This is a genomic window from Actinoplanes xinjiangensis, from assembly GCF_003148685.1.
Taxonomy (GTDB): Bacteria; Actinomycetota; Actinomycetes; order Mycobacteriales; family Micromonosporaceae; genus Actinoplanes; species Actinoplanes xinjiangensis.
The window spans coordinates 466,563-481,140 of record NZ_QGGR01000005.1 but is presented as its reverse complement, the minus strand read 5'-3'; the positions used below and the strand labels follow the sequence as shown (position 1 = coordinate 481,140).

13 protein-coding genes are annotated in these 14,578 nt (G+C 72.2%); 8 read left to right on the top strand and 5 right to left on the bottom strand.

Features of this window, described 5'->3' with window-relative positions:
• Nucleotides 1-14: 14 nt before the first annotated feature.
• Together BC793_RS14475 and BC793_RS14470 are read right to left on the bottom strand one after the other, a co-directional pair.
• A complete protein-coding gene (locus BC793_RS14475) occupies nucleotides 15-1,151 on the bottom strand; it encodes an acyl-CoA dehydrogenase family protein (protein ID WP_109592997.1) in 1,137 nt (378 codons plus the stop codon).
• Nucleotides 1,151-1,789: a TetR/AcrR family transcriptional regulator gene (locus BC793_RS14470; protein ID WP_109592996.1), complete on the bottom strand. Its 639-nt coding sequence runs from the start codon at nucleotides 1,787-1,789 to the stop codon at nucleotides 1,151-1,153. The genes BC793_RS14475 and BC793_RS14470 overlap by 1 nt, the downstream gene beginning before the upstream one ends.
• 123 nt (nucleotides 1,790-1,912) lie before the next feature.
• Between BC793_RS14470 and BC793_RS14465 the strand changes: the two genes are divergently transcribed.
• From BC793_RS14465 to BC793_RS14455, 3 genes are all read left to right on the top strand, one after another.
• Nucleotides 1,913-4,906 carry a type II toxin-antitoxin system Rv0910 family toxin gene (locus BC793_RS14465; RefSeq protein WP_109592995.1) on the top strand — a complete coding sequence of 998 codons (2,994 nt, stop codon included), beginning with the start codon at nucleotides 1,913-1,915 and terminating at the stop codon, nucleotides 4,904-4,906.
• Between the two features lie 2 nt (nucleotides 4,907-4,908).
• On the top strand, nucleotides 4,909-6,531 hold the full coding sequence (locus BC793_RS14460; protein ID WP_109592994.1) for an AMP-binding protein: 1,623 nt from the start codon (nucleotides 4,909-4,911) through the stop codon (nucleotides 6,529-6,531).
• Nucleotides 6,532-6,770: 239 nt separating this feature from the next.
• Nucleotides 6,771-7,205 (top strand): DUF6232 family protein, encoded by a 435-nt coding sequence (locus tag BC793_RS14455; RefSeq protein ID WP_109592993.1) that lies wholly within the window; start codon nucleotides 6,771-6,773, stop codon nucleotides 7,203-7,205.
• A gap of 43 nt (nucleotides 7,206-7,248) precedes the next feature.
• Here the strand turns inward: BC793_RS14455 and BC793_RS14450 are convergent, their stop codons facing one another.
• Nucleotides 7,249-8,148 (bottom strand): helix-turn-helix domain-containing protein, encoded by a 900-nt coding sequence (locus tag BC793_RS14450; protein WP_158319253.1) that lies wholly within the window; start codon nucleotides 8,146-8,148, stop codon nucleotides 7,249-7,251.
• A gap of 169 nt (nucleotides 8,149-8,317) precedes the next feature.
• Between BC793_RS14450 and BC793_RS14445 the strand changes: the two genes are divergently transcribed.
• A complete protein-coding gene (locus BC793_RS14445; RefSeq protein WP_109592991.1) occupies nucleotides 8,318-8,503 on the top strand; it encodes a DUF397 domain-containing protein in 186 nt (61 codons plus the stop codon).
• A gap of 8 nt (nucleotides 8,504-8,511) precedes the next feature.
• On the opposite strand, the gene BC793_RS14440 is transcribed toward BC793_RS14445, so the two are convergent.
• On the bottom strand, nucleotides 8,512-9,135 hold the full coding sequence (locus BC793_RS14440) for a DUF5753 domain-containing protein (RefSeq protein WP_146246275.1): 624 nt from the start codon (nucleotides 9,133-9,135) through the stop codon (nucleotides 8,512-8,514).
• A gap of 166 nt (nucleotides 9,136-9,301) precedes the next feature.
• On the opposite strand from BC793_RS14440, the gene BC793_RS14435 reads away from it, so the two are divergent.
• The 3 genes from BC793_RS14435 to BC793_RS14425 are packed head-to-tail and all read left to right on the top strand — an operon-like array spanning nucleotide 9,302 to nucleotide 12,807.
• Entirely contained in the window at nucleotides 9,302-11,404 is a 2,103-nt protein-coding gene (locus BC793_RS14435) for a sensor histidine kinase (protein ID WP_146246274.1), read from the top strand.
• Nucleotides 11,404-12,078 (top strand): response regulator, encoded by a 675-nt coding sequence (locus BC793_RS14430; RefSeq protein WP_203896197.1) that lies wholly within the window; start codon nucleotides 11,404-11,406, stop codon nucleotides 12,076-12,078. The genes BC793_RS14435 and BC793_RS14430 overlap by 1 nt, the downstream gene beginning before the upstream one ends.
• A gap of 30 nt (nucleotides 12,079-12,108) precedes the next feature.
• A complete protein-coding gene (locus BC793_RS14425; protein ID WP_109592987.1) occupies nucleotides 12,109-12,807 on the top strand; it encodes a LamG-like jellyroll fold domain-containing protein in 699 nt (232 codons plus the stop codon).
• Nucleotides 12,808-12,831: 24 nt separating this feature from the next.
• On the opposite strand, the gene BC793_RS14420 is transcribed toward BC793_RS14425, so the two are convergent.
• Nucleotides 12,832-13,425, bottom strand: a complete 594-nt coding sequence (locus BC793_RS14420) for a TetR/AcrR family transcriptional regulator (protein ID WP_239170009.1) — start codon at nucleotides 13,423-13,425, stop codon at nucleotides 12,832-12,834.
• A 130-nt stretch (nucleotides 13,426-13,555) separates the two neighbouring features.
• On the opposite strand from BC793_RS14420, the gene BC793_RS14415 reads away from it, so the two are divergent.
• On the top strand, nucleotides 13,556-14,563 hold the full coding sequence (locus BC793_RS14415) for a lysylphosphatidylglycerol synthase transmembrane domain-containing protein (RefSeq protein WP_109592986.1): 1,008 nt from the start codon (nucleotides 13,556-13,558) through the stop codon (nucleotides 14,561-14,563).
• Nucleotides 14,564-14,578: the final 15 nt, after the last annotated feature.

The following is a 14,578-nucleotide window of genomic DNA, read 5'->3' as shown; positions in this document are numbered from 1 at the left end:
CTATCACCGATCGGTCACTGGTAGCCGAACATCTTCGCGGCCAGATCGGTCATGATCTCGGTGGCGCCGGCCCCGATCCCGAGGATCCGGGTGTCCCGGTAGTTGCGCTCGACCTCCGACTCGCGCATGTAGCCCATCCCGCCGTGCAGCTGGACGGCCTCGTCGACGACGTGCTTGCAGGCCTCGACCGCGGCGTTCTTGGCCAGGCAGACCTCACCGATCATCGCCTCGCCGGCCGCGTGCCGCTCGGCGACCCAGCGGGTGTACTGACGGGAGTGGTCGATCCGCATCCTCATGTCGATCAGCTTGTGCCGGACCACCTGACGGCTGATCAGTGGACGGCCGAACGTCTCCCGGGACCGTACGTACTCCAGGGTGAGGTCGAGTGAGCGCTGCGCCACCGAGTAGGCGTGCACCGCCGCGATGATCCGCTCGGACACGAACGCCTGGCCGATCAGCGCGAATCCGAAATTCTCCGGGCCGACCAGGTTGGCGACCGGCACCCGGCAGTCGGTGAACGACAGTTCCGCGGTGTCCGAGCAGAGCCAGCCCATCTTGTCGAGCTTGCGGGACACCGTGAACCCGGGCGTGCCCTTCTCGATCACCAGCATGCTGATGCCGGACGCGCCGGGGCCGCCGGTGCGGACCGCGGTGGTGACGAAGTCGGCCCGGATCCCGGAGGTGATGAACATCTTCGCGCCGTTCACCACGTACGCCTCGCCGTCGCGGACCGCGGTGGTGCGCAGCGAGCCCACGTCCGAACCGGCGTCCGGCTCGGTGATGCCGAGCGCGCCGATCATCTCCCCGGCCAGTGCCGGGCGGACGAACCGGTCGATCAGGCTCTCGTCACCGGAGGCGATGATGTGCGGCAGCGCGATCCCGTGCGTGAAGATCGAGGCGTGCGCGCCGGAGGAACCGCCCGCCTCCAGGAACGCCTCGGTCGCGACGACCGTGTCGCTGCTGTCACCGCCGTCGCCGCCGAACTCCTCGGCGAACCCGATCCCGTAGAGACCGGCCTTGGCGAGCCTGGCGTGCACGTCGCGGGGGATTTCACCGGCCCGCTCCCACTCGGGCAGGCGCGGGCGGATCTCACGCGACACGAACTGTCTCATCGCGTCGGCGAGGGCGCGGCGTTCCGGGGTGTCGATCATCAACTCTCCTTTGAGCGGGCACGTTCGACGAGGGTGGACGGATCCCGGTGGCCGAGCAGGATCGCGGCCGCCCGTTTCCAGCGGCGGATCAGCAGCTCACGACGGCCCAGGTCGCCGCTGACGATGCCGGTCATGGCCAGCCCGGTCAGCACCTCGTAGCTGAACTCGACCACGGTCGGCACCCGGGGATCGCCGGGCGAACTCGCGCTGAGCAGCGTACGGGCCCGGTCGTGCAGGACGCCGAAGATCTCCTTCTCCACCGGCAGCAGCGCGGTGCGCACCTCGGCGTCGGTGCGTGCCGCGTTCCACAACTCCAGCGCCGCCCAGAACAGCGGTGACGAGAAGTGCCGCCAGATGATGTCGATCAGCGCGTCCAGGCGGTCGGCGTCCGGCGGGATCGCGGCGAGTTCGGCGGTGAGCGCCTCGGTGCGCCGGCCCGCCACGTAGTGCACCGCGCCGACCAGCAGATCCGCCTTGGTCGGGAAGTGGTGCAGCAGGGTGCCGCGGGGCACGTCGGCGCGGGCCAGGACCTCGGCGGTGGTGGTTTCCGCGTAGCCGCGCTCGACCAGGCACTGGAGCGTGGCCTCCAGGATCCTGGCCCGGGTGGCCTCACTGCGCTGGGCCTGCGTTCGTTTCACGGCGTTTACCGTACGACTTGACGGTTAGTTTCGTCCACACAGCGGATCCTCAGTGATCAGCCCGCTCTTGCCGTGACCCAGGTCACCCCCTTACCGTCACGTCAGACTGTTAGGGGAGCGTCGATGCCCGCTGTTGATCCCATCCGCCTGCGTGACCGGCTCGGTGCCGGACTCGCCGTCGCGCGGGCCGCCGCCGGGGGCGTTCTGCGCCGTGCCCGGCCGGTGCCGCCCGCGCCGCCGGCGGCCGTCGAACCGCCCCGCCGGTTCGCCCACCCGTGCGGCGTCCAGGTGACCGCCCCGGCCGGGCCGGATCAGGTGTTCGCGGTGCTCACCGACCCGGCCCGGATGCCGGAGTGGGTGCTCCAGCACGCCGGGTGGATCGACGGGCAGCCGGCCGCGTTCACCGAGGGGGTGCGGTTCCGGCAGCGGATCAGGCTGATGGGGGTGCCCAGCGAGGTCCGCTGGACGGTCACCGGCGTGGTCCCGGGGCGGGCCGTCTGGTTCGAGGGCACGGCGCCGATGGGCATCACGGTCGGCTTCTACCTCGGTGTCACGCCGGCCGCCGACAGGTCGGTGGTGCGATTCGACGGCGGGGTCGAGGGTGGACCGGCGGACGGGCCGCTCGGGTCGATGGTCGCCCGGAACCTCGCGGACGCCATGCGCGCATCCCTGGACGAGTTGGGCCGCGTCGCTGCGGGGGCGCCGTCCGGGCGTACCGCCGTGGGGTCCTCGCCTCCGTCCCGCTCCGCGACCGCTTCGCCTCCGCCGCCCGGGCCGAAGCCCGCGCCGATCGTGTTCGGTCGCACCGGTGAGGAGATCGATGCCTGGACGCCGGTGATCGTCGGGGTCGGGCAGGTCTCCGACCGGTCCACCGAGCCCGCCGGTGGTGATCCGGTCTCCCTCGCCGTGCGGGCGCTGCGGCTCGCCGCCGACGACGCCAAGAACCAGGAGATCCTGCAAAAAGCAGACCTCGTGGGGTACGTCGCCAGCGTCTCGTGGTTGTACCCGGACGGTGCCGCGCTGATCGCCGGGCACGTCGGCGCGACCCCGGAACAGACCGTGCAGACCACCATCTTCGGCGGCGACGGCTCGCTGCGGCTGCTCAACGATGTGGCCGCCACGATCGCTTCCGGTCACGCGTCGATCGCTCTGCTCGGTGGCGCCGAGGCTGCGTCGACCGCGGCGGCCGCCGAGCGGTCCGGCCGCGACCTCGACTGGCCCCGGCAGCCCGACGGCACCGCGCCCGGCCGGATCGTCGGCGGTGACGCCCCGGCCAACAACGCTCCGGAGACCGCGGCCGGCCTGGTCGCCCCGATCTATCTCTACGCCCTGATCGAGTCGGCGGTCCGCGCCCGGCTCGGACTCGGCCCGGCCGCTCACCGCGAGCGGATCACCCGCCTCTGGGCCGGGCACTCGGAGATCGCCGCCGGTAATCCGCACGCCTGGCAGCCGACGGCGCACACCGCCGCGGAACTGGCCGGGCCGACCGCCGCCAATCGGATGATCTCCACGCCGTACCCGAAGCTGCTCACCGCGAACGTGCAGGTGAACCAGGGCACCGGCATCATCGTGTGCAGTGCGGCCGCCGCGCAGGAGGCCGGGATCGACCAGGATCGGTGGGTGTTCCTGCACGCCGGGGCGCACGCCACCGACGAGTGGTACGTCACCGAGCGTGCCGATCTCGCCGCCTCGCCCGCGATCCGGGCGATCGGTGCGGCCGTCCTCGGGCACACCGGCATCGGTATCGACGACGTCGAACACATCGACCTCTATGCCTGTTTCCCGTCCGCCGTGCAGATCGCGGCCCTCGAACTCGGGCTGCCGGCCGACGACCCGGCGCGGCCGTTGACCGTGACCGGCGGGCTGACCTTCGCCGGTGGGCCGGGTAACAACTACTCCAGCCACGCAATCGCCAATCTGGTGCCGCTCCTGCGATCCGATCCGGGCGGCTTCGGGCTGGCGACCGCCGTCGGCTGGTATCTGACCAAGCACGCGGCGACCGTCCTGTCGGCCCGCCCGCCCCGTTCGGGCTACCGCGACATCGACGTCGACCGTCGACTGCCGCGGCCGCCCGCGCGCCGGGCGCTCGGCTCCTGGACCGGACCGGCGGTCCTGGAGGCCTGCACCGTTCCCTACGGCCGGGACGGTGTGGCGGAGGCGACGATCGTCACGGCGATCACCCCCGACGGCGACCGGGTCGTCCTCCGCCTCGCCGGCACCCCCGAGATCTCCGACCTGTCCGGTTGCTGGGTCGACATCGCCGGTACGACCCTCGACCTCACCGCGCCCGCCGGCACCGCCGGGAGCGCCGCCACTGCCGGGGGCGCCTCCTCCCGGGTCGCCCTGCCGCCGCCGCCCGAGTCGCCGCTGATCGTCGAGTGGCACGGCCCGGTCACCGTCCTGCGGCTCAACCGGCCGACGGTCCGCAACGCGATCGACCTGGCCACCGCCCGCGCCCTGGAGCGGGCGATCGACGCCTTCGAAGCCGACCCGGCCGCCCGGGTCGCGATCCTGACCGGCTCGGACACCGTGTTCAGCGCCGGCATGGATCTCAAGGCCGCCGCCCGCGGCGAATACCCGGTCACCGAGGGCCGCGGACTGCTCGGCATCACCGCCCGGCCGCCGACCAAGCCGCTGATCGCCGCCGTCGAGGGCGCCGCCCTGGCCGGCGGGTGCGAACTGGCACTGGCCGCCGACCTGATCGTCGCCGCGGAGGACGCCGCCTTCGGCATCCCCGAGGTCAAACGCGGCCTCGTCGCCGCGGCCGGCGGGGTGCTCCGGCTCGCGCAGAGCCTGCCCCGCAGCACCGCCCTGGAACTGGCCCTGACCGGTGAGCCGATGCCCGCGCGCCGGCTGCACGAACTCGGGCTGATCAACCGCGTCACGTCACCGGGCGCGGCATTGGACACCGCGCTGCAACTCGCCCGGGACATCGCCGCGAACGCGCCCCTCGCTGTACTGCTCTCGAAACGCATCGTCGACGAACACCGCGACTGGGGCGCCGCGGAGGCCTTCGACCGTCTCTCCGACATCGCCGGCGAGGTGATCGGCTCCGCGGATGCCGCTGAAGGCATCCGCGCGTACGCCGAGAACCGGACCCCCTCCTGGAAGGGCTGATCGTGAGCGCTCTCGAACAACTGCACGCGGTTCTGCGGATGCACCAGATAGGCATCGTCAACCTCCTGCGCCCGGACCGGCTGGTCAAGGCGGCCGGGAACAACGCGAAACTCGGCCCCCAGGCCGCCCTGACCGAGAAGGCCGCCACCGAGCACCCGAACCTGCCCGCCCTCACCGACGAACGTGGCACCTGGACGTACCGGCAGTTCTTCGAGCGCTCGAACGCGCTGGCACACGCACTGCGCAAGGTGGACCTGCCGCCGAAGGCGGTGATCGGGGTCCTCGCCCGGGACCACCGCGGCCTGGCTCTGGCCATCACCGGCACCGCCCGCGCCGGGCTGCGGCTGGCCATGCTGAACACCGGACTCGCCGCGTCCCAGCTGATCGAGGTGATGAAGCGGGAGAACGTCAGGTTCCTGATGTACGACAGCGAGTTCGCCGACGCCGTGGCCGGGCTGCCGGACGACATCCCGCGGTACCTGAGCTGGGCCGACGACGACTACGACCGCCCCGCCGGGTTGCTCACCGTGGAGGAGCTGACCGCCGCCGAGCCGACCACCGTGCCGCTGCCGCTGCCGGAGAAACCCGGTGGCTTCATCATCCTGACCAGCGGCACCACCGGACTGCCCAAGGGCGCTCCGCGCACCAAGGTGTCCCCGCTGGCCAGCGCGATGATCGCGGACCGGATCGACTTCCCCCGGCAGGGCACCGCGGTGATCGCGTCCCCGCTGTTCCACGCCACCGGATTCGGCGCCTGGACCGTCGGTCTCTCCCTGGCCAACCACGCCGTGCTGCTGCGCCGCATCGACGCCGAGCGGATCCTCGCCGCGATCGCCGAGCACCGCGCGCACATGCTCGTCGCGGTTCCGACCATGCTGAACCGGATCCTCGCCCTCGGCCCGGACATCATCGCCAAGTACGACACGTCGTCGCTGAAGACCGTCTTCCTGGCCGGATCGGCTCTGCCGCCCGACCTCTGCGTTCGTTTCCAGGACGTCTTCGGCGATGTGCTCTACAACGTCTACGGGTCCACCGAGGTCGCCGTCGCCTCGGTGGCGCAACCGCACGAGCTGCGCAGATCCCCGGGCACGGTGGGCCGGCCGCCGGTCACCGTGCACGTCGCGCTCTACGACGGTGACGACAAGCCGGTCACCGAGGTCGGGGCGAAGGGCCGGGTCTTCGTGCGGACCGGCATCCCGTTCGAGGGCTACACCGACGGCCAGCACAAGCAGGTCATCGACGGTCACATGGCCACCGGCGACCAGGGGCACTTCGACGCCGACGGCCTGCTCTACATCGACGGCCGTGACGACGACATGATCATCTCCGGTGGGGAGAACGTCTACCCGCTGGAGGTGGAGAACCTGCTGGCCGAGCGGGCGGACGTGATGGACGCCGCGGTCATCGGTGTCGACGACGCGGACTTCGGTACCCGGTTGCGGGCCTTCATCGTGCCCACCGCGGATGCGGCCCGGGACCCGCAGGAGATCCGGGACTTCGTCCGCGCCGGTCTGGCCCGCTACAAGGTGCCGCGCGACGTCGTCTTCGTCGACGACCTGCCCCGTAATCCCACCGGCAAGCTCCTGCGCCGGGAACTGCCGACCGGCCCGATCGACGGCGCCTGATCCTCCGCCGCGTGGTGCGCCGTCCCGGCCCGGCGCACCACGCGCACGGATCGCGCTTTCGGGAATAAGCCTTCCAACCCTCTCGCACCGGACGTCGTCAAAACCTCGCAAGCCAGTATCAAACCGGTCTTAACTCCTTGTCTGCGTGACGCAGATAGCTGCCTGCTGACGGGAGACCGTCGAGTGCCCGTTGCTGACAGCCGATTTGCTGCCCACGATGGATGGCAGGGAGGGTCACCATGGCACTCAAGCCGGAGATCTGGGTCGTCGTCTACTACCGCGGCCCTGGCATCGTCGTCACCAGCCACTACATCGAGAACGGGGAGGGCCGGCACCGCATCCGGGACCTGCGGGCGATCCGCCGGGCCGAGGCGGCCGCCCGGTACGCTCACGCCCTGGCGCTGGTTCTCGGCACGGTCGAGATCGGTCTGTCCGCCGGTCTCGCCGTCGCGTACGGTTCGGCGCTCGTCGTCGTGGTCGGCCTGGTCGCTGCCGCGGCCACGGCGGCCGCTCTGGTCCTCGGCGAGCGGCGCAGCTCCCGGTGGGCGACTCTGGAGGCGACCAACGGCAGTCGCCGCGTCGTCCTCTACCGGTCCCGGAGCAGCCGGGAATTCCAGCGGGTCCGCCGCGCGGTCATCCGGGCGGTCGAGGCCAACCGCGATCCCCGCCCCTGATCCCCTCGCCGGGCCGAGACCCGGCCCGGCGACCCCGTGAGAGTCAGGCCCCGGGCAGGGCGGCACGCCGCGCACGGATCATGTCCAGTGCGTCCTCGCCGGTCAGCCCGTATCGCAACAGATCCTGGAAGATCGTCTTGAACAGGCCGGTCTGCTCCTCGTCCGTGGTGAGCGAGTCGGTGCCGGCCGCGGTCTCCACGAACAGCACGTCGGCGTGATCAGAACCGGCGAACTGCAACAACTCGAAGGTGCCGCCGATCCCGGAGTGGTGCGCCAGGTTCAGCGGGATCACCCCGAACGAGTACGTGTCCTTCTGCTCCGCCAGAGTGAGCAGATGGTCGAGCTGGCGGCGGAGCACATCAGGCCCGCCCAGCGGCCGGTGGAGCACCGACTCGTCCAGCACCGCCACGATCCGTGGCGCCCCCGGCTGCCCGAGCCGCTCCCGGAACGCCCACTGCCGGTCCATCCGCAGCTTCAGCCGGGCCTGCACCTCCCGGTCGCCGGGACTCAGGCGCATGGACAGGGCGGTGGTGGCCGCACCGTACTCCTCGGTCTGGAGCATGCCCGGCACGAACAGGGCCTGCCAGATGTTGATCACCGCGGCCTCGTGCTCGAACGCGACGAATCGCTGGAAGTCGCCGGCCAGGCGATACCTGCTGTACCACTGACGGGTCCGGGAGGCCTGGGAGAGCCGCGCCAGCGTGTCGACGACGTTCTTGTCCTCGACGCCGTAGAAACGCAGCAGCGCGCGGACCTCCAGCGGCTGGACGGTGACGTCGCCGCTCTCGATCCGGTTCAGTTTCGACAGGGACCAGCCGGTCAGCTCGGCCACGGTCGCCGGGGACAGCTCACTCGCCTCCCGCAAGGCCCGCAGCCGCTGCCGGACGAGATGCCGGGCGATCGTGGGGCCCACATCCATCGGGGAGTCAGCCGAGGTGGACACGGCGGGCTCCCGCGGAATCTGCACGACGCAGGTGGCGTTTTTCCATCCGCCGAACCCTATCGCACCGCCCGGCCGCCACCCCGCCGCGCAAGCCATCCACCAGTCTGGATTTCCGGTACTGTGTGTGGTTGATCGGCTCCATTGAGGTGCATGATCTACGGGAGGCGATATGACTGACCCGGGTCCGCTCACGTGGCGAAAGAGCCGTCGAAGCAGTGGCGGCCAATGTGTCGAGGTCGCGAACCATGACGGTTCGGTCTTCGTACGGGACTCCAAGAACCCTTCCGGACCGGTGCTGACCTTCGAGATCGCGGTCTTCCGGAGCTTCGTCGCCGATCTCCGGTCTCAGCGGTGACGGCGCCCTCATAGCTCGTCGCTGATCTTCTCCAGCAGCTGCCGGGCCTCGGAACCCGTCACCGACGACGCGGCGAGGCCCTCCACCAGATCCCGGTGTGCCTGCGCGCGCCGCTGGTCGGAGACGATCAGCTCGTCGCCCGCGGCCCCCTCGAAGAACAGTGCGGCCCGGCCGTCGGCGGCCTCGTGCACCTCCAGCGAGCCGGTCTGCCCCGGATGGCCGCCCGCGCTGAACGGGACGATCGCCAGCTGCACGGTGTCCCGCCGGGAGACCTCGATCAGGTGGGCGATCTGGGCGCGCATCACCTCGGCGCCACCGACCTTACGGCGCAGGGCCGCCTCGTCGATCACGGCCACCAGCCGCGGCGGGTTCGGGCCGTCGAGCCGCTGCGCGAAGGTGGCGGCCCGGCGCATCCGCAGGTTCACCCTCTCGGTCAGCTCCGGGTCGTCCTCGGCCAGGCCGGTGATCCCGCTGATGATCTCGGCGGCGTAGTCGCGGCGCTGGAGCAGGCCGGGCAGGTGCAGCGGCTGATTGAGGAAGATCTGCGCGGCCTCTTGTTCCAGCTCGACGAGCTGCGTGAAGGCCTCCGGGCCGCGGGTGTCGTGCACCATTGCCGAATCCCCGGCACTCATCATCATCAGTCTCCTCGTTTGTCCGGCCCGGTCGAGTCTAGGCCGATGGCTCATCGCAAGTAGCGGAACGCAGGTTACAAGATATGCCCGATTCCATGGCATCGGCCGTCACGTCGGGCGCGGGTCAGGCGTCCGGCGGGGCGCGGTCTCGCTAGAGTCTCCGGTCATGGCCAGATGGACTCTTCCCGGGCTGTTGGTCGCGGGTCAGCTCCTCTACTGGCCGGTCCTGCCGCTGCTCGCCGGCAACCCGGTGGGCCCCCTCGCCGCGATCGTCGTCGCCGCCGCGTGCCTGCTCGCCGGAGCCGGGCTGGTGCAGCGCCGGGAGCGGCCGTTGTCCGCGCTGGCCACGGTCCTGGCCGCCGACGTCATCGCCGTCCTGGGCGCACCCGTCGACGCCCAGTGGGTCGAGACCGGCGACGCCGTCCTGATCCTGTCGATCACCCCGCTCGTCGCCCTGTTCAGCGTCGCCGTCCACGCCCCGGGCCGCCTGCTGCCCGCCGCCTTCGCCGGCGTCGTCGCCGAGCAGATGCTGGTCTCGGTCGTCCAGGACGGCAAGCCGGGCATCGACTGGGTCCTCCAGGCGCAGTTGCTCGCCGCCGGGGTGTTCGTCCACGGGCTGATCGTCCTCTTCGGGCGCCGCCGCCGCCGGTTCCACGCCGAGCGTGCCGAGGCGGCCCGCCGGCTGGACGCCGCACGGCAGGCCGGGCTCGGTGCCGCCGACACCGAACGCCGCCGCCTCGCCCGCGAACTGCACGACGTCACCGCACACCACCTGACCTCGATCGTCGTCAACTCCTCGGCTGCCGAGATGCTCGGCGACCAACGGCCGGAGCTACGGGCCGAGGCGCTCGACTTCGCGGCACGCACCGGACGGGAGACGCTGGACGCCCTGCGCCGGCTGGTCGCGATCCTGCCGGTCACCACGGGACGCGACGACACTCCGTCGCTGGGGGACCTCGCCGACGGCTTCCGGGCGCTCGGGCAGCGGATCACCGTCGAGCTGCCGGATGGCGACCCGCCCCCGGCGCACGCCCCGGCGATCTACGGCATCGTCCGGGAAGCCCTGACCAACACCCTGCGGTACGCGCCGGGCGGTCACGTACTGGTCCGCTACAGCCCGACCGAACTGCTGGTCGAAGACGACGGTGGCACCGCGCCGGTCACCGGGCTCGGCGGCGGGCGTGGGGTCACCGGGATGCGGGAGCGGGCCCAGTCGATCGGCGGGGACTGCACGGCCGGGCCCCACGCCGGCGGCGGCTGGCGGGTGCGCGTCGTGCTGCCGGGGGAGGGCGGGACCGTGCGGACCGCGTACCCCTGGCTCCGCGGCCCGCTCGGGGCCTCGGCCGTCCTCGTGATCCTGCTGGTCGTGGCACAGGCCGGCATCATGACCGCCGACCAGGACGGCCTGCCCCGGACGGCGGCCGCGCTGATCCTCCTGGCGCAGGTGGTGCACGCCGTACCGCTGCTGTGGCGCCGCCGGGCGGCCTGGTGGGCGTTCGCCGGCGTCACCCTGACCGGCCTGCTGAGCCCGCTGCTGGTCGTCGCCGGAGCGGTGCCCGAGCAGCACGGCTACCTGCTGCTGTTCAGCTGCGCCGTCGACTTCGCGGCCGTCCACGCCGTGGCGGCCCGCGGTGCCCGGCCCGGCCTGAGCTGGCTCGCCGTCCCGGTCAGCGCGGGGACGATCGCCTTCGTGGCGGCCATGCTCCTGGCCATCGACGACTCCGACAAGGAGTTCGCCCTGCACGGGACGGCCGAGCGGATGGCCTTCGTCGCGGTCATGACACCGCTGGTCGCCATCGTGTTCGCCATCCCGGCGGTGGCCTGCTGGGGCGTGGGTTTCGCGGGCCGCCGCCGCGGAGACCGCCTGCGCGGGCGCGAGGCGGACGGGCTGACCAACGAACTGGAGCAGGCCGCCTTCCACGCCCTGCTGGAGCGGCACCGGATCGCCGCCGGACTGCACGAGGACGTGTTGCGGCACGCCGCCGACGTGCCCGGCGCGGCGGAGCGCGGTGACCTGGCCGGTGTGCTCGCCGCCGCCCGGCGGGCACTGACCGCCATGCGCTCCCTGCTGGACGGTCTCGGCGGCCGCCCCGAGACCGCACCCACCCCGCCGCCTGCTCCCGCCCCACCCGCGGACCCGGCTCCCGTTTCCGCGCCGGCTGCCGCTCCCGCGCCGGCTGCCGCTCCCGCGCCGGCTCCCGTTTCCGCGCCGGCTCCGCCTTCCTCGCCGGTTTCTCCTTCGGAGGTGTCGTCATCGCGGTCCGAGTGATGGTCGTGGACGACCAGGTGATGGTCCGGGCCGGGCTGGCCGCCATCGTCGGCTCACAGCCGGACCTGGAGGTGGTCGGCGAGGCCGGTGACGGCGCCGCCGCGGTCGAGCTGGCCGGCACACTGCGGCCGGACGTGATCCTGATGGACATCCGGATGCCGGGCGTCGACGGGCTCACCGCGACCGCCCGGCTCACCTCGGGCCCGAACCCGCCGCGGGTGCTCGTGCTGACCACGTTCCACCACGACGCGTACGTCTTCCAGGCGCTGCGGGCCGGCGCGTCCGGGTTCCTGCTCAAGGACTCCGAGCCGGCCGAACTGGTGGCCGCCGTCCGGACCGTCGCGGCCGGTGACGCCATGCTCAGCCCGGCGGTGACCCGCAGCCTGATCGACGCCTTCGCCTCCGGTGCGGTGTCCGCGGCTCCGGAGACGGACCCGCGGATCGACGCGCTCACCCCACGGGAGCGGGACGTGCTGATCGCGATCGCGCGGGGACTGTCCAACGCCGAGATCGGTGCCCAGCTCGGCATCACCACCGGCACGGTGAAGGTGCACGTCAATGCCCTGCTGGGCAAGATCGGGGTGCGGGACCGGGTGCAGGCGACCATCGTGGCCTACGACACCGGACTGGTCAGTCCCGGCCCCCGCCACCCCGGCGGTGCCGCCGGCGTTTGACCGGGTGTGAGGTTCTGCCGCCAGACTCTGGTGATCGCCCTGTTGATCGCCGTCGCCGTACTCGCGCGCCGGCCGGACCGCCCGGCCCCGTCGGCCCGGGTGGTGCCCGGTGCGCCACCGGCGGTGACGGTCGCCTGGTACGGGTTCGAGGGTGCCCGGCCGTGGAGCGACCTCACCCCGTTCACCGGCAACGACGCCCGGATCCGGATGGTGCCGCACGAGGCGGGGCAGGCCGTCCAGTTCCCGCCGCCGTGCCGCCGGGAGCCGTGCCCGCGGCTGATCCTGCGGGTGCTGAGCCGGCCCGCGCTCAACCCGGGACGGGACCCGTTCAGCTTCGGCGCGACGGTACGGCTGTCCCCACGGCACACCACCGACGGCCAGAACGTGCTCCAGAAGGGCTACTCGGCCGAGGGCAGCCAGTACAAGCTCCAGATCGACGGCGCCGGGGGTCATCCCAGTTGTGTGCTGGTCGGTGAGGGCTCCCGGGCCATCCACGTGGTCGTCGCCGACGTGGGGGTGGCCGACGGCGGCTGGCACACGATCGCCTGCCGGCGTGGCCCGGACACGCTGACCATCCTGGTCGACGGCGTGCCGCGGGCCGGTGCCCGGATCCCGGCGGCGCTGCGCGTCGACAACGCCATGTCGCTCAACCTCGGCGGCAAGAGCGCCCACGCCCACAACGACCAGTTCCACGGGGCGGTGGACGACGTCTGGATCAGCAAGCCCTGATCACGCCCGGACCGGCTGATCCGATCAGGGTTTCTGGAGCAGCGCGCCGATCAGGTCGCGCAGCGGCGGCACCAGGTCCTCCGCGGTGGCCGAGGCCAGCGGCTCCAGGCCCGACTTGGTCCGCATCAACGCGATCCCGGTGGCCGCGGCCAGCACGATCTGGGCGCGCAGCAGGATGTCCTCGTCGTCGGCGGACCGGCCGGCGGCGACGGCCAGCCGCTGACCGTACGACCGGAGCAGGTCGAGCCGGATCCGGTCGGCGGACTCGTCCCCGGACGAGCGCAGCAGCAGCACGAGGTGGTGGGGGAGGCCCTCGGTGCACGGGCCGGCGATCTGCCGGGCGATGGCCTCCGGGGTGCGGCTCAGCGGGGTGTCGCCGGTGGTCCGCTTGATCTCGTCGACGCTGCTGGTCAGGCAGGCTTCGAAGAGGCCCTCCTTGGACTTGAAGTAGCGCGAGATGAGCGCCACGTTGACGCCCGCGTCGTCGGCGATGTCGCGCACCGTGGTGGCCGCATAGCCGTCCCGCGTGAACCGCTGGAGAGCCGCCTCCAGCAGCAGCTGCCGGGTCTTGCCGGCGTCCCTCCGGCGCGGTGACGTCGCTGTCTCGTTCGCTGCCACAGCCCTCCCTCCACTCTGTTGTGCCAGCTTATCCGCCGTGCCGATGTGACGTAAACGTCTGTTGACCGAGTATGCCGTACGCCGGTACGGTTTTTAAGTCAACACCTGTTTACCGAGTACGGGACCGTCCATGACCACCCTCGCGGGAAAGGCGCCACCTCGGCGGATGTACCGGGTCGCCGGGGTGGTCGTCGCCGTCGTCCTCGCCGCCGAACTCGCCCTGGGCTGGCGCTCGCTCACCGACGCCGTCGCCCATCTGCGTACGCCGCACCCGGGCTGGCTGGCCGCCGCGCTCCTCGCCGAACTCGCCGCCATGCAGGCCTACGCACGGATGCAACGCCGCCTGCTGCGCTCCGCCGGTGTCCGGGTCGCTCTGCGGCGGCACGTGGCGCTCGCCTACGCCGCCCACTCGCTCAGTGTCACCCTGCCCGGTGGCCCGGCGTTCTCCACCGCCCTCAACTACCGTCAGATGCGCCGTTTCGGCGCCTCGCCCGCGGTCGCCTCCTGGTGCATCGCCCTCTCCGGGATCCTGTCCGCCGCCGCGCTCGCCGGCATCACCGCGTTCAGCGCGATCACCGCGAACGGCGCCCCCGACTGGCGCACCTTCGCCGCCCTGGCCGTCGCCGCCCTGCTCGCCACCATCGGCGTGCGGCGGCTGGCCCGGCATCCGGACGGCCTCACCACCGTCACCCGGCCGGTGCTGATGCTCGTCAACCGGCTGCGGCGCCGCCCCGCCGACCACGGGCAGGACCGGGTCCAGGGCTTCCTCGACCAGTTGCGGGTGGCCCGGCTGACCCCCGGCCACGGGGCCGCCGCGGTCGCCTTCGCCCTGCTGAACTGGCTGCTCGACGCGGCCTGTCTGTGGCTGTGCTGCATCGCCGTCGGCGGTGGCACGATCAGCGCCGGGCAGCTGCTGCTCGCCTTCTGCGCGGGCATGGCCGCCGGGACGATCACCATCGTTCCCGGCGGCCTCGGCATCATCGACGGCGCTCTGATCCTCGGCCTGATGGCCGGCGGGATCGGTGCCGAGATCGCGATCGCGGTCGTCGTGCTCTACCGGCTGATCACCCTCGGGTTCATCATCGGCGTCGGGTGGCTGTCCTACCTGGCGATCCGCCCGGCCCCGGCGGCCGGCTAGGGCGCCGGGTGCGGG